We start from the raw sequence: 22,505 nt of genomic DNA, 5'->3' as shown, positions 1-22,505 counted from the left end.
GTGTTCACCTCTTCCCATCTCGAACAGAGCAGTTAAGCCCAGTACCGTTGATGATACTGCAATCAAATGCGGGAAAGTAAAAAAGCTCCAAAATATTACAAATTAGAAAAGAAGCCACTCCAAAAGAGTGGCTTCTTTCGTTTTACAAGACTCAATACCGTTGAAGATACTGCAGTGCGCTACTGAATATGCATCTCAATCTTGAGATATAGTAGAAAGATCCCAAATAGTATAAATGAAGATGAAACATAAGTCATCCCGAATTTTTAGGATTGGGATTATTCTCCAAGTTTTTATCAAAAAAGCGGTCGAAAAATATTTTTCGACCGCTTTTTTGATGTTACAACGCTAGACATGACTTGCCTTAAGACGCAATCATTGCGTCTCTACTGATGGAATACATATTTTATACATAATCACTCACTCGCTAAATTCGGGATGACTCATGTTTTTGGGTTTGTAGACTATCATTAGAATAGGTTCGCTATTTACGTTTTAAAGATAGTTTATCTGTTATTCAATAATTTTAGGTTACTTTTATGCTTAAATGCTTATTTGTTATGAATAAATTATTGATTATCTGTGCAGCTTCGAATACATCTGATGGTGAATTATCTCATATCGCGTTAGATAGACTTTTGACAGCACTTCAATTTTTGAAAAATAATCCCTCTTTTCATATTTTATGTACTGGTGGATTTGGGGAGGCTTTTAATACAAGTGACTATGCGCATGCACAACTTATGCAAAATTTTCTTTTAGAGCATGGAATAGCTCATGAGAGCTTTGTAGAGTTTGTGTTAGGAGAAAATCTTTTGGAAGACATTCAATTAACAAGGAGAGTACTTTCTAGATATTCACCTGAAGTTGTGGCTGTAATTACGTCAGATTATCAAATGGAGAGGGTTCGTTTATCATTTGAACTATATTGTTCGTATCCTAATATGATTTTCATCGAAGCAAAATCTAGTATTTTTGAAGATGAATTAGAACGATTAAAGCGACAAGAGTCTCAAGGTGTCAATCGGCTTAAAATGATGCTGAGAGCGTCTCAATAAATCACAAAATCCGCTAGTTTTATTCTAAAAACTAGCGGATTTTGTGATTTATGCCTATTATAGTCCTATCTGAGTAAGTGCTGTCTTTGCCATCTGCTCAATTGCTTCTTCAAGGTCATATTCTGGACCATTTTGCTCAAAATAGTAATTATCTATGTTTTCTTTAAAGGTTGGGACAGACCAAGCGTTTTGGATAATTGTTATCTCATAAAAAGCTTTTTTTATAGAAGAAAGCATTTTACTTAAAATAAAGAAATGTCCAACTTCAAACTGATCAAAAAGAATCTCGATATTCAAGCCAAGTCTTAATTGTGTATTTATTTTTTGCGTAATACCATAACTGACTGGAACAAATTGGTATAATTCGAGATACTTTGTATAGAATGTTTTATATTGATTTAATACCTCAACAGAGATATTACTCATTCCTTCTGAAACAAGCTGTGTGGTGATTTGAAGATTTCGCCGGTCAAAAGGCAACGCATTTTTGGATAAATACTTTTCATAATCATTGATGAAAAATCCAACTAACCAGGCATGAAGTATTTCAATTTGGGTGTTCGAATAATGCGTTTTTTCTAAAACCCCATCAATTCCTAAAATAGTATTAATTGTTTGATGGAGTTTTTGTTCATATAGTGCAATAGAATCCATTTTTAACGGTAAGAAAATATTTGCTTATGATATGATAGGTTCATGTATCAAATCACAATGATACGGTATGGAAATTTATCCTCCAAATACCCTACCAAAACAAAGCGGTAAAGATGAAATTAGTTTTTAGCAATATCAAGAAAAGTATCTATCCGAGCTTTTTGCAATAAATGATGTCTAAAATGCTGCTCGTTGAGCCAAAACCATTCGTGGGCATCTAACCAACCAAATGCTGGCTGAAGACATTTATATTCTCCAGTATCTAAAGGAATTCGTTCGGCAAGTATCTTTCCTTCAGCTACGATTTGATCAAGAAGGTTAAGGTATATATGTTGTTCTTGAGCAACAGGTTCTGGACCTTTGAGAGCATCTGGGATTTTTAGTTTGGTTGGAGGAAAACTATTATACTTAAATTGTTTTTCGCCATAAATGTTTTTATCTCCGCCGATTTGCCCTTTGCGTTGCTCGAGACAATATGTAACCCTTTTGTAAAAAAAATAAAGTGCTGACATGCACACATGTTCGTACATTTGCCCAATAGACCATTCTTCATCGTTTGGCTTTGTCACAAATTGCTCAGGAGAATATTCTAAAAGGGATTTTTTATAATACTCAACACTTTTTTCGAGTGCTGATTGAATTTCGTTAGCTTGCATAATGATCGTTAAATAAAGGTTTTATTTTAGCAGGAAGTAAATACGCTCAAATGTAGGAATATTCTATTTGAAAAAGGTATTCAATTTATCAAATATATGAATGCAAACTTAGGAAAACTCATTATGCTGGTAGGTGTTGTGCTGGTGATAGGTGGGGCTGCAATTTACTTTTTAGCAGATAAAATAGATCGTTGGAATTGGTTGGGGAATTTGCCTGGAGATATTCGAATAGAAAAAGAAAATTTTAAGTTATTTGCCCCAATAACAACCTCTATTCTTTTGACAATTATTCTGAACTTATTGATATGGTTATTTAAGAAACTTAGTTGAGGTAAGCAAAAAAGGGATGCTATTGTTAGCATCCCTTTTTGTTATTATTTCTTGTTAAACTTTGCTTTGCCATCTTCTAAGAACTTGATAAACTCTTCAATATTCTCATTATAGGCTCTTGGTTTTACTAGTGTTTTTGAGTCATTATTAGGGTCGACTAGACAATAGTATGGTTGAGCATTTCCGTTGAATCGAGTGATTTCAAAATCAAGATTCTGGTCACCAATTGTAGTTTTTTCCAAACCGTCATCTTTGGATTTATACCATTCTGATTTTGGAAGTTCTGTTTTATCATCCACATATAAGGCCACTAATACATAGTCGTTTTCAATGCGTTTTTTCACTTCTGGATTAGACCATACTGCTGCTTCCATTTTACGACAGTTTACACAGCCGTGACCTGTAAAATCGATAAATAATGGTTTATTGACTTGTTTGGCATAAGCTGCTGCTTCTTTATAGTCAAAGAAACCGTGAAGCCCTAAAGGCAATTTTAGGAATTCATCATATTTTACTTTTTTAGGGAAATTCGGATCTGCGTTAGATGATGTCGCTACTGAACTACTTTCTCCACCAATCACAAAATCCTGTGTTTCCATTGGAGGTAACCAGCCTGAAAGCGCCTTGAGTGGTGCTCCAAACATACCCGGAATCATATATACTACAAATGTCAATACGGCAATAGCTAACAAAGTACGAGGTACTGAGACTTTGTCTAATTTACTATCGTGTGGCATTTGGATTTTACCTAATAAATAAAGTCCTATTAATGAGAAAATCACAATCCAAGCTGCAAGGTACACCTCGCGGTCGAGGATATGCCAGTGATAAGTTTGGTCAGCAGTACTTAAAAATTTCAAGGCCAATGCTAATTCAAGGAAGCCTAAAATCACTTTTACTGAGTTCATCCAACCACCTGATTTAGGAAGGTTTTGTAACCAGTTTGGAAAAATGGCAAATAAGGTAAACGGTATAGCAAAAGCTAATCCGAAACCAAACATACCAATAATAGGGCGAAGAATTTGACCTTGTGAACCGAGACTCAAAATAGTACCAGCAACAGGACCTGTACAAGAAAACGATACTAATACCAAAGTGAAAGCCATGAAGAAGATTCCTCCAATACCACCACGGTCTGATTGTGCATCGATTTTATTGACAAATGAAGAAGGAAGAACGATTTCGAACCAACCTAAGAATGATACCCCAAAAACTACAAATACGATAAAAAACAGCATATTTGGAATCCAGTGCGTACTAATGAAGTTAGGTGCTGCTTGTCCAAAAGCATAAGCGATGATTGTTCCGAATAGTACATAGATGGCAATGATAAAAAAGCCATATAAAAGCGCTTTCTGAAGTCCACCTTTTTGCTTTGTGAAATAAGAAACGGTCATTGGAATCAAAGGATACACACAAGGTGTCAAAAGAGCAACAAATCCACCTCCTAGAGCCAATAAGAAAAAGCCCCATAGTGATGTTTCTTCTGGTTTTTCTTCGTCACTTGCCGTAAGGGCATCACCTGAAACAGCGCTAGAATCTGACGTTACAGAATCTGTAGGCACAACGGCTGCTGAGTCAGCCTTTAACTTGGCTGCTTCTTCTACTGCTTTTAGCGAATCAAGATTAGGTTTTTTATCGTCAGTTTTTTTAGCAGCAGCGCTTTGTGCTTCAATCAAAAATGCTCCTTTGATAGGTACACACATACCTGTTACATCTGAACAAGACTGACTGTCATAAGCACCATCGATATTGATTTTATCTTTTAGAATTTTTACCGTTTGGCGAAACTCTGCTTTACCTTTAAAATAACTGTATTCACCATTCCAGATTTCCTTATCGAATTTTCTAGAAGGGTTAATCGCTTTTAGACTACCTACTGTTTCATAAGAATCGTTTGGCGTAAACTTGATCGTTGTTACGGTAGGTCCTAAATCTGGATCAAAGTCGGAAGAATAGAGATACCAGTCTTTTTGGATAGAAACGGTGAAAATAACGTCAACAGTTTCGCCTACTTCTGGGTTGGGCTTTGACAAAGACCAAGTCCATTTGGCAGGATTAACTTTCTGAGCGAAGCTGATTGTTGAAAGTGTTAATAACAACAAAATACTTGATAGTAACTTCTTCATGATTGGGGTTTAAGATATTCTTAGTTTGTAAAGCTCTAACGAAAGTCTTCCTATGTTAGTTTCTTTCCTTGATAAACAAATTCGGTTGAAGAAATCAAAATCTGGAGAAATATTAGTGGCTTTATGTAAAAGTAAACGACTAATAGTCAAGACAAGCTATGAAGTACTAGCGTTGCTTGAGGGATAATTATATTGAATGATGTTTGAGCTTTATGCTTGGGTAAATTTATTACTGAATTCTGATTGGTACTACCACTTCGACTTTGTCCCAGCGAAGCAACATATCTGCACCATTACCTTGTTCGTTAAAATCGATATAGAATTTTTCAACAGAGTCTGATTTATTAATGGCTGCAGCAGGTGCATGAAGAATGTCTCTTGTAGGGTCATAAGATAATCCCCATTGTCCTACTTCTTCATTAATAATAATTGTCCAAACGTCTTTTTCTGGAATCGTAAACAAGGTATAACTTCCCGCTTTGAGAGGTTTGCCCGAGATAAGGACATCTTTGTTGAAAGTGATGACAGTAGCTTCGTTGGCACCAGTGCGCCACCATTTGCCGTAAGGAACGAGTGCTTTTGAGTTTTGAGGACCAAAAATAAGGCGTCCTTTTTTGGCTGGTTGGCAGTAGTCGACATTGATTTCTAAACCATTATGTGAAAAGTCTGCAGTGTCGGATGGACTGAAAGATTTGGTATAGAAACGCATTCCGACGAAACCGATAGCGAGTAACGCAAGAAGTACTAAGACTATGCGAAGTAGTTTAATCATTGAGAAAGATTGTGCCATTATTAAAGAATGATAGTCTATTGAATAAGGTATTGAGCAGCGCAAATACAGTTCGCAAGATAACATATTTTATGACACATCACAAAAGAATAGCTTTTCACAAAAGTGAAAAGCTATTCAAGTTTTTACCAGAGACTTTCCATATCGCGGTCTCTTTTCACAATACACCTTTCGTTTTGTAAAAGGTATAGATTTTGGTCAATATCGATACTTGTTTTAGCATCATCTAATAAGCCTTTATAGGCATTTTTAATTTCCTTTCTCCTGATTGCTTCCAAAAATCGTCGGATGTCATCATCAGATTCAAGAATCAAGCCTGGAACCTCTGTAGGTTTGCCATCTTCATCTTTGGCAACCATCGTAAAATAGGAAGTATTAGTATGTTTTACTTCTTGTGATTTGATATTTTCGGCAATGACTCTAATACCAATGATCAACGACGAACGTCCTACGTAGTTAATAGAGGCATGTAATGAAACCAACTCACCCACTTCAACTGGTTTTTTGAATTCCACGTTGTCGACCGAAACCGTGACAACATAGGTCCCAGCGTGCTTGGCTGCACAGGCATAAGCCACTTTGTCCATCAATGACAATAAAATTCCTCCGTGGATTTTCCCCCCAAAGTTTGCGTACGAAGGAATCATTAATTCGGTAATTGTTGTTCTTGAAGAGTTAACAGATTTTGCGTTTTCCATGAATTTCGTGGTTGAGCTTGAGTGATGAACGACCTCTTTGACAGTTTTGTTTGAACCACCTTATATTGTAAAAGGTTGTATAATCAAATACCTCCCTTAGAATCGTTGCTCAGGGACTACAAGCTGAAAGCTAAGTACATAATTTTTTTAAGTCCACAAACTTAGTAGATTTTATGTCAAAACAATTAGGCTTAATTGAAAATAGACACGTATATTTGCGTAAAAATAGAAATTTTCCAAGAAAATGAGTATAAAACCTTGAATATCTTGGTTTTGAACAGCTTATGATAGAAATTATTACAGAATGACTCCTGCAACTCTCTTCTGGTTTATACTACTGACTCCACTAGCAGGATTTGCTATCTCGTTGGGACTTGGCAAGAGTCGCAAAGATATTGTTGGGTGGATTACCTCGGGGCTGTCAGTATTAAACCTTTTGCTTACTATAGGGCTTAGTAGGAGTGTGGCTTTGCCAACCAACCTACGTGTCGAATGGTTTAAGATAGGACAAATAGATTTTGTGTTTGGATTCCTATTCGACTCAAAAGCATTGATGATGCTTTTGTTGGTTAATTTTATTGCCTTCTTAGTGCAAATTTTCTCTATGGAATACATGGAGAATGACCCTGCCAAACATCGTTATTTTGCTTTTCTCCAATTATTTGTTTTCTCAATGCTGGGTATTATTATGACCGACAATTTGTTGGGGATATATGCTTTTTGGGAATTGGTTGGATTGAGCTCATATCTTTTGATTGGGTTTTGGTATCAAAAAACATCTGCAACACAAGCTGCCAAAAAAGCCTTTTTAGTGAATCGTGTGGGAGATTTGGGCTTCTTGCTCGGTATTTTTATGGTATATCACTATTGGGGAAGTTTGAGTTTTGCGGTATTAGGACAAACTCCTGCTAACTTGACTCCTGAAGTAGCTACGATAACAGGCTTGCTTTTGTTTTGTGGTTGTGTGGGTAAATCAGCGCAGTTTCCGTTGCATACTTGGCTTCCTGATGCCATGGAAGGTCCTACGCCAGTATCAGCATTGATTCACGCAGCAACGATGGTGGCTGCTGGGATTTTCCTATTGGCACGCGTACAACCTGTTTTTACGGACGTTGCGTTTATGGTGATTGCTGGAATTGGCTGTACGACTATGTTACTCGGTTCGATATATGCGATTTTTCAAACTGATATAAAAAAGACCTTGGCATATTCTACAATCTCTCAGTTGGGATTGATGTTGATTGGCTTGGGTACTGCTACGTCTTTATTTCATTTATTAACCCATGCGTTTTTCAAAGCTGGTTTGTTCTTAGCTGCTGGGTCGGTAATTCACGCTCTTCATCATGCTTCGCACCATCATGATTTTGATGCTCAGGATATGCGATTAATGGGAGGTTTGAGAAAAAAACTTCCTGTAACGTTTATCACTTTTATCATCTTTGCCGCTTCGTTGGCTGGTTTGCCATTGTTTTCAGGTTTTTTGTCTAAAGATGCTATTCTCGCCAATTTATTTCATTTGGCAGAAATGAACAGTTACTTCAAAATCATTGGTATTTTTACTTTTGTAGGAATCGTGATGACGGCCTTTTATATGTTCCGACAAGTATGGCAGGTATTTATGGGCGAATTTCGTGCAGAAAATGTGCCTTTTGAGCATATTCATGAGGGGTCTTTCAAAATAACGTGGCCTTTGATTTTACTAGCCATATTATCATTGGGAATTGTATTTGCGATGAATCCATTTCATGCTGACCATGCTTGGTTTTGGCACTTTATAGATAATGGCTTTCATTTACCAACTTCTTCGTGGATTGGCTATGCCTCTGTAGCAAGTGCTGGTTTGGGAATTGCTTTTGGATACTTGACTCGAAATAGAACTTTTGATATTCAGGTACCAACTTTTGATAATTTGTATCACTGGCTTTTTGTAAAAACTACGATGTTATTGGCAAGGTTTTTTCAATATGCCGATACCAACTGGGTTGATGGATGGGTAAACCAGCTGGCTTTTACCCAAAAAACAATCGCTCGTGCAGTGTCTTGGGTCGATACCAAAATTGTTGATGGTGGTGTTGGATTTGTAGTTCGTTGGATTGGAATCGTTGGTAAAATGACACGAGCAGTACAAAATGGTAAAGTGCAACTCTATGTATTTGCAGCATTAATGGGATTATTAGGCTTAATATTTTTCTTTATATATTAATTCAATTCGTCGATAGCAACGAATCGTTGAGGCGAGGAAAAAACAGTTACGATGTCAGTACTTTCATTACTTATATTTTTACCCATTGCTTTTTCAGTAGTAATTCTGTTATTACCTGAAAACCTAAAAGGATATTTCAAATGGATTACCGTTGGGGTAACTGCCGTGGAATTTCTTTTGAGTATATGGGTTTATCTACAATTTGACCAACACACAGAAGGTTTTCAATTTTTAGTACAAAAAGACTGGATTACCCTGCCGCTGGGAAGTTTGGGTGTGGCCTCGATTGATTACTTGATTGGGGTTGATGGTATTAGTATGCCCATGATTTTGCTGACAGGCTTAGTAATGTTTATTGGCTCAATTTCGTCTTTTGAGATTGGACAAAAAGAAAAAGCGTATTACGCCCTCTATTTGCTTCTAACAGGCTCGGTAATAGGCTGTTTTGTCGCCTTGGATATGTTCCTATTTTACCTATTTTTTGAGTTTATGTTGTTACCAATGTATTTCTTGATAGGTATTTGGGGGGGACCTCGCAAAGAATATGCTTCTATCAAATTCTTTATTTACACCTTGGTAGGCTCATTATTTATTTTGGTAGTCATGATTGGTTTGTATTTATCAGCAATCGATCCAGTTGAGACGGCCTTACAAACGGGTTTGATTAGTGAGTTGGAGCAAGTGACACCAAATTTGATTTCTGAGATTCAGCGTTTGTTAGCAGAGGGACGTCTTCCATCTGAGCAATTGGTACATACTTTTGACTTAAGATTTTTGCCTGACCCGAATAATTTCTTGCCAGAATCATGGTTGCATGTTTTCTCAAATATTAGCATTGCAGGAATGGGCTTGCGTAGCTGGGCTTTTATATTTCTTTTAATTGGTTTTGGAATAAAATTACCCGCTGTACCCGTACATACATGGTTGCCTGATGCGCACGTAGAAGCGCCAACGCCTGTGTCGGTGGTACTGGCAGGTATTTTATTGAAAATCGGTGGATATGGGCTTTTACGAATTGCCTATCCTATTTTTCCTGAGGCTGGCAGTGAGCTAGCTTTTGTCATAGCGATTGTAGGAGTTGTGTCTATTTTGTACGGAGCTTATAATGCTTTGGCGATGAATGACCTCAAAAAACTCATTGCATACTCGTCTGTTTCGCACATGGGCTTTGTATTACTAGGAATAGCCTCACTGACAAGCGAAGGAATTAATGGTGCTGTATTCCAAATGTTTTCGCATGGCATTCTTTCGGCAATGTTGTTTGTGCTAGTAGGCGTTTTGTACAGTCGCACACACGATCGTCGTATCAATAGCTATCAAGGATTGGCCTCTAAAATGCCAGTTTACACAGCTCTCACAGCTGTAGCATTTTTTGCTTCGTTGGGCTTACCAGCATTCTCTGGTTTTATTGGTGAGTTTTTTACCTTGATAGGAGGCTTTAATAGTTTATATTTCCCAAAATGGGTTACTGGACTTGGAGTGTTAGGATTAGTTTTGGGAGCTGGATATTTCCTTTGGACATTACAGAGAATGTTTTTTGGAAAATTTTGGTCAAGATATGAAGAGTCTGTATTGTCAGATTTGAATACAAGAGAAAAGCTTATGCTTTTCCCTTTGGCGATTTTAGCTTTAATTTTTGGGATATTCCCTAACTTGGTTTTTGATGTGTCAAACCAAGCGGTAAATGAGTTGATAAAGCTTTTTGTATAGTATTTAATCATCTTATACAAAAACCTAGAATGGCATTATGATCGTGGCTAAGACATTATCATCTTCGTTGGTGATTGAAAAAGAAGCTTTACTGCCATAGTGCAATTCAAGACGTTTTCGTAGGTTATCCAAACCAATACCATTGGCACTTGTTTTAGGTTGTGGATTATATTGCCCCGTATTACGAACTTTGATGATTACATCGTGACCAAGGGTGTTAATATCTATTTGAATAAGACCTCCGTTTTTGGTTTTGGCGATACCATGTTTGACCGCATTTTCGATAAGTGTATTCAAGGACATCGAAATGATTAGAATGTCATCAATATTTTCTTGAACATGAAATTCATAGCGAAGACGGTTATCAAAACGAACTTTTTCGAGTGCTAAATAATCTTGGGCTAATTTAATCTCTTCACTAAGCATCGCTTTTTGTTGGTCTCCAAGGTTGAGCGACAGACGAAGTAAGTCAGAAAGTTGCATAATAGCATCACGAGCCTGACGGCTATCGCTGATAGTAAGCGCTTTAATGCTATTGAGTGCGTTGAACAAAAAGTGAGGATTAAGTTGTTTTTTGAGGTTTTCAAGTTCCACAACTTTGAGCATTTTCTCGGCAGCTAAAATCCTTTGTCTGCGACTTTCGTGAACTTGCACAAATCGATAAAGATGATAAAATAGAAACCACGGAATTACAAGCCAGATATTATCAAAAACAAAGAAGATACAATCCATAGCATCGATTTCCCCATGTAAGTATCTACTGCGATTAAAAAAGATAAAATCGGTTAGGGCAAAACAAGTTCCAATCGTCAAACTTCCAAGAAGGGGAAAAACGATAAACTGACGTGAGGTAAAATTTTCGGGGTCATAACTTTCATGAATGTAGTTGTAAAGATGACTAATACCCATTCCCAACACCATATAGGTACAAACATAGATTAGTCTATACATGGCAGTTTCGTCGGCTAGTCCACTATACTTCAGCGAAGTTAGTGTAACAAAAGACCAACTCATAATCTGTATTACCCAATAAAATGCGTTTCTCTTCATGGTTATCTATTAGCTCTGATGAGTAAATATAAACAAAAACAAACAAAGGCGGAAATTTGATTTTCTGTGTAGAATTAAGATGACAAATATTTTGGACTTAAAACAGCAGCTTTTACAAATCCTGAGCAGCTTTGGTATTATTACTCCCGAAGCATTTTTGGCAGGTGTTTTTGTGGTGTTTATTATTGCTGATTTAGTTGTAACCAAACAGTCTTCAAAACTTGTTGTTTCTCAAGTCTCAACGTCAAATTTTACCATAGCAGGCATAATCGTTTTATTAGTTAATTTATATCAAGTAATAGACCAATTTTCGACTATTAATGATACTTTTTTATTTGATAAAATGCTTTTTATTGATGCCAAAGCTATCTTCTTTAAAGCATTGATAAGTCTTTCGGGAATCTTGATGCTTTTACATATACACATCAATAAGTATCAATTTCCCAACGAGTTTTATGCTATTGCTATAGCCATGATTATCGCATTGCAATTGATGACTATGTCGGTCCATTTGCTAATGATTTATTTAGTAATAGAAATGGTTTCCTTGCTTTCGTATGTTTTAACAACCATCAATAAAGATAAAGTTGGTGCAGAAGGCGGTATCAAATATCTTATTTTTGGCGCTACCTCTTCAGCGATTATGTTGTACGGAATGTCATTATTGTATGGCATGACGGGAACGTTGTCTATTACTTCACCTGATTTTAGTAGAGGTCTCACACAAGTAGACGAATTGGCTACCACCGTGGCAGTTGTGATGACTATCGCAGGATTTTTGTTTAAGCTTTCAGCTACTCCTTTTCATATTTGGACGCCAGATACCTATCAGGCTGCTCCAATGCCGATAGTTGCCTTTTTTTCGGTCGCTCCCAAAGTGGCTACGATGTTGGTGGCGTTACGATTTTATATGGCAGTTCCCAACGACCTACGACTCGTTACAGGTGTGATAGCTTTGGCTACGATTACGTTTGGTAATTTTTCGGCACTATGGCAAAACAAAGCCAAGCGATTATTGGCCTATTCTACCATTGCCCATTCAGGTTTTTTGTTGATAGGCTTGATGGCGTTATCTGAGCTTAGTGTTAAAAGTTTAGTGTTTTATTTGGTAACGTATCTCTTTGCCAACTTCGCAGCATTTTATTTGGTTGATTTATTAGCGATTTATCTAGGAACAAAGAACGATTTTGAGATAGTGCAAATTAAGGGTTTAGGTCGAAAAAATCCTGCACTTGGTGTATTATTATTAATTACGTTGGTATCTCTTGCTGGACTTCCTCCAACGGCAGGTTTCTTTGCTAAATTTAATATCTTTTCAGCACTTTGGGAAGCTTATCAAACAGCAGATACGCAAAAGCATATTCTTTTGCTTTTATTTATTTTTGGATTATTTAACACTGCAATTTCTTTGTTTTTTTATCTTAAAATACCCTTTTATTTATTTTTCAAAAACGCTGAAACCGAGTTTGATACATCTCTTTCTACAACTCAATATATACTAGCAAGCGCTCTATGTCTGCCTTTGTTAGGATTCTTCTTTAAGGCAGATTGGTTGATGAATCTGATTGCTTTGTTGTAGAAAGTTTATTAGTTTAGAGGATAGCAACTACAGTAGGCAACCCGAATAAAGGTATATTATGTCTTGAAACGACCTATCGTTAAACGCTAACTTAGCATAACAATCTTAATCTATTATTATGACTGCGACTATATCGACTACTCCTCCTGTACGTACTTTTCTTGGAGATACTTTTGAATTAACTAATGTAGAAAGCGTAAAGCCATTTTATGATAATTTGGTAGAACGTCCCATTGATACACTTGAAGAATTTAGAAAATTCTTGAAAGATCGCTCTGAGCTTGAAAGTTATCTTTCAGAAAACTTTGCTTGGCGCTATATCAAAATGACTTGCGATACTACTGATAAAGAAGTAAAAGCACATTTTGACCAGTTCGTGACCGAAATCCAACCCGAGCTGGCAAATTATGATGATACGCTTAATAAAAAGACGTTAGAAAGTCCTTTCTTAGATATTTTGACATCTGAAGGAGACGACGCTGAAGCTTTTAATATTACTTTTAGAGGAATCAAAAAAGCTACTGAAATATTCAGAACCGAAAATATTAGCCTTTTTACAGAAGTCCAAAACCTCTCTAGCGAATACCAAGGTACAGTAGGTGTAATGACTGTTGAGATAGATGGTCAGACTAAAACTTTGCAACAAGCGGGTGTATTTTTGGAAAATGCTGACAGAGCTATTCGTGAAATGGCTTATCGCAAAATCCAAGAACGTCGTATTCAAGATCGTGACAAATTGGATGAAGTTTTCAATAAACTTAAAACCGTTCGTCATCAGATTGCATTGAATGCAGGTTTTGAAAACTTCCGCGATTATTCGTTTGCTTCACTAAAGCGCTTTGACTACACTCCAAAAGAATGCTTCGATTTTCATGAAGCTGTAGCAGAAACAGTTGTGCCAATCTTGAATCAATTGGCAGAGGAACGCAAAGCAACGCTAGCATTAGATTCATTACGTCCTTGGGACAAAGGTGTCGACGTAAAAGGACGTCCAGCTTTGCATCCGTTCAATGGAGGTGAAGATTTGCTTAATAAAACTATCGATTGCTTTAATCTTCTCGATCCATTCTTAGGTGAATGTTTGACCTTGATGAAACAAATGGGTCGCTTAGATTTGGAATCAAGAGTTGGTAAAGCACCAGGAGGATACAATTATCCTTTAGAAGAAACGGGTTTTCCATTTATTTTCATGAACGCTTCATCGTTGATGCGCGATGTGATTACCTTGTTACATGAGGGTGGACATGCCGTTCATTCGATTGTAACTAAAGATTTAGCCCTAAATACCTTCCGTAATTTTCCGTCAGAGGTGGCAGAGTTAGCCTCGATGTCGATGGAGTTGATTACGATGGATTACTGGCATGTATATTTCGATAATGAGGAAGAATTGCGTCGTGCAAAGATTCAACACTTAGAGGATATTTTGAGTACTTTGCCGTGGGTAGCTACTGTGGATAAATTCCAACATTGGATTTATGAAAATCCAACTCATACCACAGCAGAGCGTACACAAGCATGGCTTCGTATTTATGAACAGTTTGCGGATTCGATTACAGACTGGTCTGGTTTGGAAACCTTCAAATCGAGTATGTGGCATCGTCAATTACATATATTCGAATTACCTTTCTATTATATCGAATATGGTATTGCGCAGTTGGGTGCTATCGGCGTGTGGAAAAACTACAAAGAAAATCCACAAAAAGGTTTAGAAGGCTACTTGAATGCGTTGAAGCTGGGATATACTAAACCAATGGCATCGGTCTACAATGCGGCAAATATTCCATTTGATTTTTCAAAAGAGCATATTGCTTCATTGATGACATTTTTGCAAGGTGAATTAAATGCACTAAAAAACTAAAAAATACTAAATGTCATAAAACAAAAATCCCATCTAGACTTGGTCTGGATGGGATTTTTTATGATTTGGAATCAAGGCAAACTACACTTTGATTTCAACGTCAACACCTGAAGGCAATTCTAATTTCATCAAAGCATCAACTGTTTTTGGAGATGATGAGTAGATGTCGATTAGACGCTTGTAAGTACACAATTGGAATTGCTCACGAGCTTTTTTGTTAACGTGTGGTGAACGCAAAACTGTGAATTTTTCCACTTTTGTAGGCAAAGGAATAGGACCTGAAACAACAGCACCTGTAGCCTTAACAGCCTTCACGATTTTCTCAGCCGATTTGTCCACTAAAGTGTGGTCAAAAGACTTCAATTTGATTCTGATTTTTTGATTCATCTGAATTGGTACGTTTGGTAAAACCAAAGCCGAAAGTACCATTTGCTTCGGATTTGGGACTGCAAAATTACTGATTTACAAGTTATTGAGCAAATGCTATTCTAGATATTTTTATAAAGCAAAATGATTTGTAGCTTAATGATATAACTATTGGTGTTCAATAAGCAAATCATCTGTAGAAATTCCAATCTTTTGTAGAATTTCCAAGAACTCATTTTGTAAGGGTGCTTCAATCAACAATGGTTTATTGGTAACAGGATGGACAATTTCCAACGAAGCTGCATGAAGAAGCATTGTATTCAGTCCAAAATGCTGCTCAAACATCTTATTATGTTTACATTCTCCATGAGTTTTGTCACCAATAAGATAATGGCGTAATTGTGCAAAATGCCGTCTTATTTGGTGCATTCGACCTGTTTCAGGATATATTTCTGCCAACGAATATCGAGACGTTGGATAGCGACTCACTTCTATCGGTAACTCAATTTGCTGCAAACATTTAAATCGAGTAAGCGCATCTTGCATATCTCCATTGTCTTTAGCCAAAGGTCTGTCAGTAAAGCCTTCTTCTGGTAAATATCCTCTTACTAAAGCCCAATATTTTTTGCGAGTAGTATGTTGTTCAAACTGCTGTTTGACAAGTTTATCCACCTCTTTATTCAAGGCAAATAATAGTACTCCACCAGTTTTACGGTCAATTCGGTGACATGGACTTACCCAAACACCCAGTTGGTCTCGAAGTAGCTGTAAAGCAAATACAGTTTCTTCGGCAGCAATAGGCGAGCGGTGTACCAACAAATTATGAGGTTTGTTGATAGCTACAAGATATTCGTCTTGATAAAGAATGGGAAGCGTCATTGGAGTAGGGGATAAATAAAACCGCCTCCACGACAAGTCGAGGAGGCGGTAGCTTATATACAACTAGCAAGCTAGCGTGTTATTACAAACCTTTAGCTTTTTTCACTACTTCGTCTGCAATGTTTTGCGGAACGAATTCATAGTGAGAGAAAGTCAAGTTAGCTGTAGCACGACCAGAAGACATTGTACGAAGGTCAGTTACATAACCGAACAATTCAGACAATGGAATATCTGCTTTCAAGATTACAGCACCTTGTTTTGAGTCCATACCTTTCATCATACCACGACGACGGTTCATGTCACCTGTGATAGGACCAGTATATTCGTCAGGAGTTACTACTTCAACAGCCATGATAGGCTCCATCAATTTAGCACCTGCTGCTTTTGCTGCTTCTTTGTAACCCATACGAGCTGCCAATTCGAATGACAACGCATCTGAATCGACGTCGTGGAATGAACCGTGGAACAAACGAACACGCATTGAGTCCATTGGGTATCCAGCTAAAGCACCATTTTTCATAGCACCTTCGAAACCTTTTTGGATAGCAGGGATAAATTCTTTTGGAATTACACCACCAACGATACCGTTAACGAATTCCAAACCTTCTTTACCATCTTCTCTTGGTCCCATTTCGAATACGATGTCGGCAAACTTACCTTTACCACCCGATTGTTTCTTGTAAACTTCACGGTGTTCAGTAGTTTTAGTCAACGATTCTTTGTAAGCTACCTGAGGAGCACCTTGGTTTACTTCCACTTTGAATTCACGACGCATACGGTCGATGATGATTTCAAGGTGAAGTTCACCCATACCTTTGATGATAGTTTGACCTGTTTCTTCGTTAGATTCAACTTGCAAAGTAGGGTCTTCTTCGATCAATTTACCAATAGCTTTCGAGAAGTTGTCTTGGTCAGCTGATTTCTTAGGCTCGATAGCATAACCAATAACTGGATCAGGGAATACCATTGATTCAAGAACGATAGGGTTTTTCTCATCAGAAAGGGTATCACCAGTTTTGATGTCTTTGAAACCTACTACCGCAGCAATATCACCAGCCTCTAAGCGCTCGATTGAGTTTTGCTTGTTAGCGTGCATTTGGAAGATACGAGAGATACGCTCTTTGTTTCCAGAACGGTTGTTCAAGATATAAGAACCAGCCTCTAACACACCTGAGTAAGCACGAACAAAACACAAACGACCTACATAAGGGTCAGTTGCGATTTTAAATGCTAAAGCAGAGAATGGCTCAGAAGTAGATGGTTTACGGATGATCTCAGCATCAGTACGAGGGTCAGTACCTTTGATAGATTCTTTATCTAATGGAGAAGGAAGAATCGCCATTACATAATCCAACATTGTTTGAACACCTTTGTTTTTGAAAGATGAACCACACAACATAGGAACGATTTTCATTGAGATAGTAGCTTCACGAAGAGCAGCCAAAATTTCATCTTCAGAGATAGATTCTGGATCTTCGAAATATTTCTCCATCAATGACTCGTCAAATTCAGCTACAGCTTCCAATAATTTCTCACGGTATTCAGTAGCTTCTTCCAACATATCTTCAGGAATAGGTACTACTTCGAAAGTCATACCTTTATCGTGCTCATTCCATTTGATACCACGGAAGTTTACCAAGTCAACTACACCTTCAAATTTATCTTCAGCACCGATAGGCAATTGAAGAGGTACAGCGTAGCTACCCAACATTTCCTTCACTTGACGACATACATTCAAGAAGTCAGCACCTGAACGGTCCATTTTGTTAACAAAACCTAAACGAGGTACGTTATAGTTGTTAGCCAAACGCCAGTTAGTTTCAGATTGAGGCTCAACACCATCAACAGCACTGAACAAGAATACAAGACCATCCAATACACGCAAAGAACGGTTTACCTCTACAGTAAAGTCAACGTGACCTGGAGTATCGATAATGTTGATATGGTATTTCTCATCTCTATAGTTCCAGTTTACAGTAGTAGCCGCTGAAGTAATAGTAATACCACGCTCTTGCTCTTGCTCCATCCAGTCCATAGTCGCAGCACCGTCGTGTACCTCACCGATTTTGTGGCTTACACCAGCATAATACAAGATACGCTCAGTAGTAGTAGTCTTACCAGCGTCAATGTGGGCCGCGATACCAATGTTTCTTGTGTATTTTAAATCCCTTGCCATTTTAAATGTTGATTATTTAGTTTTTTTTAGTTCTTCTTTAGTTGGTTAGTTCTTGGCGCAAATTTCTAATTATCAATTATTAATGAATTTGACATGACTAACCATCTTAAAATCAGGGTGCAAAATTACTGAATCTTAGCGAAATACAAAAATTATCACGATAAGTTTTCATTAATAAAGTCAACAAAAGTGATTTTGGATTAAACCAAGAATATTTCCAATAACAAAAAACGCTTGTCGCAACTGCAACAAGCGTTTTTGTATCACCTAACCACTAAATATATTTTTACACAAAAAATTGTATTTTTTATGTCTATTGAATACTTGCTTTAAATTTTGACCACGACAATTGAGCTTGTTCTCCTTCGGCATTGTTTGCCATAATAATGATTTCGCCCTCAATTTCATCATCTGTCAATTTGATGATGTTAACACGTCCTACTCCATTTAGCAAACCTTCCGAATTGGGAAGAGACGCTTGATAAAAATTGTTGATGTCACGATACTGACTAAAATCTTTTACAATGTTTCCTACATTTTTTTGTGTACCATTTCCAGGGATAAAAAAAGTAGATGGTTTATCCACATTGTAAAGTCTTACATAAACAGATTCAGAAGTACTGTCGTCGGTGGCCATAATCGTGATACTATTTCCACCTCTTTCTATTAATTTTTTGACAACTACTTTGGACGTTTTGAAAGAATGCTCTCGATTCTCTTCGAAACTAATATTTCCTTTGAAAAACCCTTGTTTGTTCTGATTAAAATCTGCAACCCCGTGACTGAATGATATTAAACTAGCAACGAAGCAAAGCAGGATTCCTAATAGCACCATTGGGTTTCGGAAGAAACGCCTTGTTCTAATTTTCATGAACTTGTATCGTTAAGTGTACTTGTAAGAGTACTTTAACTGTTAGAAATAACTTGAAACACTAATTGGCAAATATTTTGCTAATAGCATTGTTGTATTTTTTTTATCTAAGCAACAACAAAAATAGAATACTCTAATTACTTTATCAATAGCATATCCAATACTTTATTGTTAAAGTTATTAAACGGTTGTTTGTATGACTTTGCCAAACAGTCGTTCAATAACCGACTTGCCTATCTTATTGACGCACGAATGGGGCTGAAAGTTACAGATAAAAACGAAAAAACTTTTTAAATACGCTTAAAAGCTTGTTTTAGAGGTTTTTGAAAGAAGAGGTTTTGTCAACTACTATGTTAGATTTAGTCAAATATACCGTAAATAATAAGAGAATATTAATGAGAAAAATCATTTTTTTGGAAGGTCTAAAGAAATACTCAATACAAAATTAATAGATACAAAGCTTTAAGCTTAGGGATGATTCACGAATATTCGTTTGGCTTTAATAAGGACTTTGTATTAAATCTCGAGAGTTGGATTTTTCGAACTAATCACAATAAAAAAAGTGTTTTCATATTGGGCTACTTGTTTACCAATCGGGGTACAATAAAGTATATTTTTAAAAGTGGCCCGCTTAAATGAAAACTGCTTTGTGAGTTTTGAAAAAACAAGAAATTAACCTTTGTGAAAATATCCGTGAGACAACTATTATCTTTGGTGTACTTTTCCTGAAAATCTTATTAAGATGACAGGTCGATGAATTATAGCAATAACGTCTAACAGTACCAAAGACAATCACCTTGTAAGGGTGTTTGAAAGATTTTACAAGTTTTTTGTGATTAAACGACGATTTTCAAAACTGTTAGGTCAAAAACTAGTTTAATAAAATGGAGTTATTTACTAAATCTCCCGTTAAGGAAGCACAACGTGCGTCAGGTTCAGATGCTGAGTCTATTGGACTAGAAGCACGCAAAAAAATGAAGAAAATGAAGTCTTTTCAAATACCAGAGCTCTATAAGAGTAGTATCATTGGAGGAATCAAGGAAAAACGTCGCCAAAAGGACAAGCTCAAGAAGGATTTTACGCCAACATTGCTTGATTTTGGTGCTGTACGCTTCTTGATTTCAAGACATTTTGGATTTTGCTATGGTGTTGAAAATGCGGTAGAGATAGCATATAAAACCATCGATGAAAATCCCAATAAACGAATTTTCTTGCTTTCAGAGATGATTCATAACCCCGACGTAAATGCAGATTTACTAAGTCGTGGGGTACAGTTTATCATGAATACCTCTGGAGACCAGCTTATTGAATGGGAATCTCTAACGAGCGATGATGTAGTGATTGTACCTGCTTTTGGGACAACCTTGGAGATACAACAAAAACTCTCAGATATAGGTATCAATGCTTATCAGTATGATACAACTTGCCCGTTTGTCGAAAAGGTGTGGAATCGTGCGTCTGCCATTGGACAAAAGGATTATACCATCGTGGTACACGGCAAGCCTTCGCATGAAGAAACTCGTGCTACTTTTTCTCATGCCAAACAAAATGCTCCAACCGTAGTGGTAAAGGATATGAAGCAAACGGTTGAGCTTGCAAAATATATTACGGGAGAAAAACCTCAAGCAGATTTCTATACAGAATTTAAAGGTCAATATTCAGAAAACTTTGATATTGAGAAAGATTTACGTCGTATAGGTGTCGTAAATCAAACAACGATGTTGGCCTCCGATACACAGGCAATTGCTGATTATCTCAAAAATGTTATGCGTGAAAAATATCACGTAGACGGGCTTGATATTACTTCTTATTTTGCAGATACTCGTGATACTCTTTGTTATGCTACCAACGATAATCAAAGTGCTACGTATGGTTTGCTGGAAAAAGAAGCCGATTTGGTAATTGTTGCAGGGGGTTACAACTCTTCAAATACTTCACATTTAGTAGAGCTTTGTGAACAAAAACTACCGACTTATTTTATTTCTTCAGCAGATAAAATTTTATCAGAAAATCTAATTAGTCATTTTGATTTACATACTAAAAATGAAAAAGTGACAGAGAGTTTTCTTCCCCATAAAGATATTACCACAATAATGCTAACCTGCGGTGCGTCATGTCCCGATGCAGTTGTGGAGGCAATTCTTCTTCGATTACTCTCTTTTTTCCCTAATACCAAAAATGTAGACGAGGTAGTGACTCAACTTTAGCGTTACCATAGGTTTATTATCCATGCATTAGGGAAAATTATCCTTTGATACCCCAATAGATTGCTGTAGTTTTGTGGTCGAATTATCCTAAAAGTCCCATGATAAGAAATAGGACTTTTAGGGTATTCGTTCCTTGAATTGATTTAGAAACCAGACTTTAATTTGACTTTTATCGGGTTCGAAAAAGTAAAGGTCTTGTAAACTGTTATATCATTAGATGAGTGCAAAATATTTTCATTTGACTGTAAAGGAGGTTATTGAAGAAACTCCAGATACAAAGACTTTTTCTTTTTGGCATCCTATCCATCAAGCTGTCAGTTACAAGGCTGGACAGTTTTTGACTTTAATTCCAGAAATTGATGGTAAAAAAGTACGTCGTAGTTATTCAATGTCTAGTTCGCCTAACAAGGATGCTTCGATTGCTATAACTATTAAACGTGTTCCAGGAGGACTGGTATCAAATTACCTTTGTGACAATCTTAAGGTAGGCGATGCGCTCGAAATGATGGAACCAATGGGACATTTTGTAATCGAACCAAATCCAACTAAGTCGCGAGTAATCGTTTTATTTGGTGGAGGTTCTGGTATTACGCCATTAATGTCTATTGCCAAATCAGTTTTACCAGTAGAAACAGATACCAAAGTGTATTTAGTCTATGGTTCAAGAAATGAAGAGAATATCATTTTCAAGAAACAATTAGAAGAACTAGAAAAAACTTATCAAGGTCGTTTTAGAGTATTACATGTGCTAAGTCAACCTTCTTATACATGGACAGGTTACAAAACTCGTATCAACCAAGCGTCGGCAGTAACTTTCTTAAAACAAGATTTTGGGTTGGATATTGGTAAAGCCGAATATTACTTGTGTGGACCAGAAGGTATGATGGAGCAGGTAGAAAATGCCATTAGAATTTTTGGAGTAAGCGATGCCCAAATCCACAAAGAACATTTCTTCAGTGCACATGATACCGCTGCCAATGAAGCAGATGAAGAAGAGGGTGGTAGCTTAAAAGAGCAAATGGTTACCATTCAATACGAAGGAGAAGATTATCAAGTGTTAGTAAAACCACACGAAACAATCCTTGAAGCGGCACTTCGCGAAGATATAGATTTACCATATTCATGTCAGGCAGGTATGTGTACTGCATGTATGGGCAAATGTTTGAGCGGAAAAGTTCAAATGGACGAAGAAGACGGTTTGACAGATAATGAAATCAAACAAGGCTATATTTTGACCTGTGTAGCGCACCCAGCTACATCAGGCGTAGTCATTGAAATAGAATAAATACTC

General features: G+C 36.9%; 18 protein-coding genes and 1 rRNA gene. 9 read left to right on the top strand and 10 right to left on the bottom strand.

Translation table 11 applies throughout. From position 1 onward, the window contains the following. Window positions 1-93, top strand: a 5S ribosomal RNA gene (rrf, locus tag QM481_RS24975); the annotation flags it as partial. Window positions 94-560: 467 nt separating this feature from the next. Then, window positions 561-1,058, top strand: a complete 498-nt coding sequence (locus QM481_RS12920) for a YdcF family protein (RefSeq protein WP_166549573.1) — start codon at window positions 561-563, stop codon at window positions 1,056-1,058. A 57-nt stretch (window positions 1,059-1,115) separates the two neighbouring features. On the opposite strand, the gene QM481_RS12915 is transcribed toward QM481_RS12920, so the two are convergent. Next, the gene (locus QM481_RS12915) at window positions 1,116-1,712 is read right to left on the bottom strand and encodes a DUF1016 N-terminal domain-containing protein (RefSeq protein ID WP_283382050.1); all 597 of its coding nucleotides are present in this window, start codon (window positions 1,710-1,712) and stop codon (window positions 1,116-1,118) included. Between the two features lie 119 nt (window positions 1,713-1,831). Next, complete coding sequence (locus tag QM481_RS12910) at window positions 1,832-2,368, bottom strand: DinB family protein (protein ID WP_283382049.1); 537 nt, start codon at window positions 2,366-2,368, stop codon at window positions 1,832-1,834. Window positions 2,369-2,464: 96 nt separating this feature from the next. Here QM481_RS12910 and QM481_RS12905 point away from each other — a divergent pair, with 96 nt between their 5' ends. Continuing rightward, window positions 2,465-2,698 carry a DUF2905 domain-containing protein gene (locus QM481_RS12905; protein WP_166549576.1) on the top strand — a complete coding sequence of 78 codons (234 nt, stop codon included), beginning with the start codon at window positions 2,465-2,467 and terminating at the stop codon, window positions 2,696-2,698. A gap of 44 nt (window positions 2,699-2,742) precedes the next feature. On the opposite strand, the gene QM481_RS12900 is transcribed toward QM481_RS12905, so the two are convergent. From QM481_RS12900 to QM481_RS12890, 3 genes are all read right to left on the bottom strand, one after another. Continuing rightward, complete coding sequence (locus QM481_RS12900; RefSeq protein WP_283382048.1) at window positions 2,743-4,827, bottom strand: protein-disulfide reductase DsbD family protein; 2,085 nt, start codon at window positions 4,825-4,827, stop codon at window positions 2,743-2,745. 229 nt (window positions 4,828-5,056) lie between these two features. Then, window positions 5,057-5,599 (bottom strand): DUF2911 domain-containing protein, encoded by a 543-nt coding sequence (locus QM481_RS12895; RefSeq protein ID WP_166549578.1) that lies wholly within the window; start codon window positions 5,597-5,599, stop codon window positions 5,057-5,059. 143 nt (window positions 5,600-5,742) lie between these two features. Continuing rightward, window positions 5,743-6,315: an acyl-CoA thioesterase gene (locus QM481_RS12890; RefSeq protein WP_166549579.1), complete on the bottom strand. Its 573-nt coding sequence runs from the start codon at window positions 6,313-6,315 to the stop codon at window positions 5,743-5,745. A 304-nt stretch (window positions 6,316-6,619) separates the two neighbouring features. On the opposite strand from QM481_RS12890, the gene nuoL reads away from it, so the two are divergent. Continuing rightward, entirely contained in the window at window positions 6,620-8,518 is a 1,899-nt protein-coding gene (gene nuoL / locus QM481_RS12885) for an NADH-quinone oxidoreductase subunit L (RefSeq protein WP_283382047.1), read from the top strand. A 51-nt stretch (window positions 8,519-8,569) separates the two neighbouring features. Beyond that, window positions 8,570-10,228 carry a complex I subunit 4 family protein gene (locus tag QM481_RS12880; protein ID WP_283382046.1) on the top strand — a complete coding sequence of 553 codons (1,659 nt, stop codon included), beginning with the start codon at window positions 8,570-8,572 and terminating at the stop codon, window positions 10,226-10,228. A 24-nt stretch (window positions 10,229-10,252) separates the two neighbouring features. On the opposite strand, the gene QM481_RS12875 is transcribed toward QM481_RS12880, so the two are convergent. Next, window positions 10,253-11,278, bottom strand: coding sequence for a sensor histidine kinase (locus QM481_RS12875; protein ID WP_283382045.1), 1,026 nt, complete (start codon window positions 11,276-11,278; stop codon window positions 10,253-10,255). Window positions 11,279-11,357: 79 nt separating this feature from the next. On the opposite strand from QM481_RS12875, the gene QM481_RS12870 reads away from it, so the two are divergent. Both QM481_RS12870 and QM481_RS12865 read left to right on the top strand, forming a co-directional pair. Then, a complete protein-coding gene (locus tag QM481_RS12870) occupies window positions 11,358-12,857 on the top strand; it encodes an NADH-quinone oxidoreductase subunit N (protein ID WP_283382044.1) in 1,500 nt (499 codons plus the stop codon). Between the two features lie 118 nt (window positions 12,858-12,975). Next, complete coding sequence (locus tag QM481_RS12865) at window positions 12,976-14,715, top strand: M3 family oligoendopeptidase (protein WP_283382043.1); 1,740 nt, start codon at window positions 12,976-12,978, stop codon at window positions 14,713-14,715. Window positions 14,716-14,796: 81 nt separating this feature from the next. Here QM481_RS12865 and rpsJ read toward each other — a convergent pair whose 3' ends face one another. From rpsJ to QM481_RS12845, 4 genes are all read right to left on the bottom strand, one after another. Then, window positions 14,797-15,102 carry a 30S ribosomal protein S10 gene (gene rpsJ, locus QM481_RS12860; RefSeq protein ID WP_095167108.1) on the bottom strand — a complete coding sequence of 102 codons (306 nt, stop codon included), beginning with the start codon at window positions 15,100-15,102 and terminating at the stop codon, window positions 14,797-14,799. A gap of 147 nt (window positions 15,103-15,249) precedes the next feature. Then, window positions 15,250-15,960 (bottom strand): pseudouridine synthase, encoded by a 711-nt coding sequence (locus QM481_RS12855; RefSeq protein ID WP_283382042.1) that lies wholly within the window; start codon window positions 15,958-15,960, stop codon window positions 15,250-15,252. Window positions 15,961-16,042: 82 nt separating this feature from the next. Continuing rightward, on the bottom strand, window positions 16,043-18,136 hold the full coding sequence (fusA, locus tag QM481_RS12850) for an elongation factor G (RefSeq protein WP_166549585.1): 2,094 nt from the start codon (window positions 18,134-18,136) through the stop codon (window positions 16,043-16,045). Window positions 18,137-18,449: 313 nt separating this feature from the next. Next, on the bottom strand, window positions 18,450-19,007 hold the full coding sequence (locus tag QM481_RS12845; protein WP_166549586.1) for a hypothetical protein: 558 nt from the start codon (window positions 19,005-19,007) through the stop codon (window positions 18,450-18,452). Between the two features lie 983 nt (window positions 19,008-19,990). On the opposite strand from QM481_RS12845, the gene QM481_RS12840 reads away from it, so the two are divergent. Both QM481_RS12840 and QM481_RS12835 read left to right on the top strand, forming a co-directional pair. Continuing rightward, on the top strand, window positions 19,991-21,214 hold the full coding sequence (locus QM481_RS12840) for a 4-hydroxy-3-methylbut-2-enyl diphosphate reductase (RefSeq protein WP_283382055.1): 1,224 nt from the start codon (window positions 19,991-19,993) through the stop codon (window positions 21,212-21,214). A gap of 217 nt (window positions 21,215-21,431) precedes the next feature. Next, window positions 21,432-22,499, top strand: a complete 1,068-nt coding sequence (locus QM481_RS12835) for a ferredoxin--NADP reductase (protein WP_166549587.1) — start codon at window positions 21,432-21,434, stop codon at window positions 22,497-22,499. The last annotated feature ends 6 nt before the right edge of the window (window positions 22,500-22,505 follow it).

The sequence above is a fragment of the Flectobacillus rivi genome (assembly GCF_030056655.1).
In the GTDB taxonomy this organism is placed as follows: Bacteria; Bacteroidota; Bacteroidia; order Cytophagales; family Spirosomataceae; genus Flectobacillus; species Flectobacillus rivi.
The sequence above is the reverse complement of the archived record's forward strand: the minus strand, read 5'-3'. Positions and strand labels throughout refer to the sequence as shown.

Excerpts from the sequence above, each read along its gene's own strand:
- QM481_RS12890 (WP_166549579.1), bottom strand. The coding sequence starts at position 6,315 with ATGGAAAACGCAAAATCTGTTAACTCTTCAAGAACAACAATTACCGAA.
- QM481_RS12835 (WP_166549587.1), top strand. The coding sequence starts at position 21,432 with ATGAGTGCAAAATATTTTCATTTGACTGTAAAGGAGGTTATTGAAGAA.
- QM481_RS12870 (WP_283382044.1), top strand. The coding sequence starts at position 11,358 with ATGACAAATATTTTGGACTTAAAACAGCAGCTTTTACAAATCCTGAGC.
- QM481_RS12865 (WP_283382043.1), top strand. The coding sequence starts at position 12,976 with ATGACTGCGACTATATCGACTACTCCTCCTGTACGTACTTTTCTTGGA.
- QM481_RS12900 (WP_283382048.1), bottom strand. The coding sequence starts at position 4,827 with ATGAAGAAGTTACTATCAAGTATTTTGTTGTTATTAACACTTTCAACA.
- QM481_RS12920 (WP_166549573.1), top strand. The coding sequence starts at position 561 with ATGAATAAATTATTGATTATCTGTGCAGCTTCGAATACATCTGATGGT.
- QM481_RS12875 (WP_283382045.1), bottom strand. The coding sequence starts at position 11,278 with ATGAAGAGAAACGCATTTTATTGGGTAATACAGATTATGAGTTGGTCT.
- QM481_RS12840 (WP_283382055.1), top strand. The coding sequence starts at position 19,991 with ATGAAGTCTTTTCAAATACCAGAGCTCTATAAGAGTAGTATCATTGGA.
- QM481_RS12880 (WP_283382046.1), top strand. The coding sequence starts at position 8,570 with ATGTCAGTACTTTCATTACTTATATTTTTACCCATTGCTTTTTCAGTA.
- QM481_RS12845 (WP_166549586.1), bottom strand. The coding sequence starts at position 19,007 with ATGAAAATTAGAACAAGGCGTTTCTTCCGAAACCCAATGGTGCTATTA.
- QM481_RS12910 (WP_283382049.1), bottom strand. The coding sequence starts at position 2,368 with ATGCAAGCTAACGAAATTCAATCAGCACTCGAAAAAAGTGTTGAGTAT.
- QM481_RS12905 (WP_166549576.1), top strand. The coding sequence starts at position 2,465 with ATGAATGCAAACTTAGGAAAACTCATTATGCTGGTAGGTGTTGTGCTG.
- fusA (WP_166549585.1), bottom strand. The coding sequence starts at position 18,136 with ATGGCAAGGGATTTAAAATACACAAGAAACATTGGTATCGCGGCCCAC.
- nuoL (WP_283382047.1), top strand. The coding sequence starts at position 6,620 with ATGACTCCTGCAACTCTCTTCTGGTTTATACTACTGACTCCACTAGCA.
- rpsJ (WP_095167108.1), bottom strand. The coding sequence starts at position 15,102 with ATGAATCAAAAAATCAGAATCAAATTGAAGTCTTTTGACCACACTTTA.
- QM481_RS12915 (WP_283382050.1), bottom strand. The coding sequence starts at position 1,712 with ATGGATTCTATTGCACTATATGAACAAAAACTCCATCAAACAATTAAT.
- QM481_RS12895 (WP_166549578.1), bottom strand. The coding sequence starts at position 5,599 with ATGATTAAACTACTTCGCATAGTCTTAGTACTTCTTGCGTTACTCGCT.
- QM481_RS12855 (WP_283382042.1), bottom strand. The coding sequence starts at position 15,960 with ATGACGCTTCCCATTCTTTATCAAGACGAATATCTTGTAGCTATCAAC.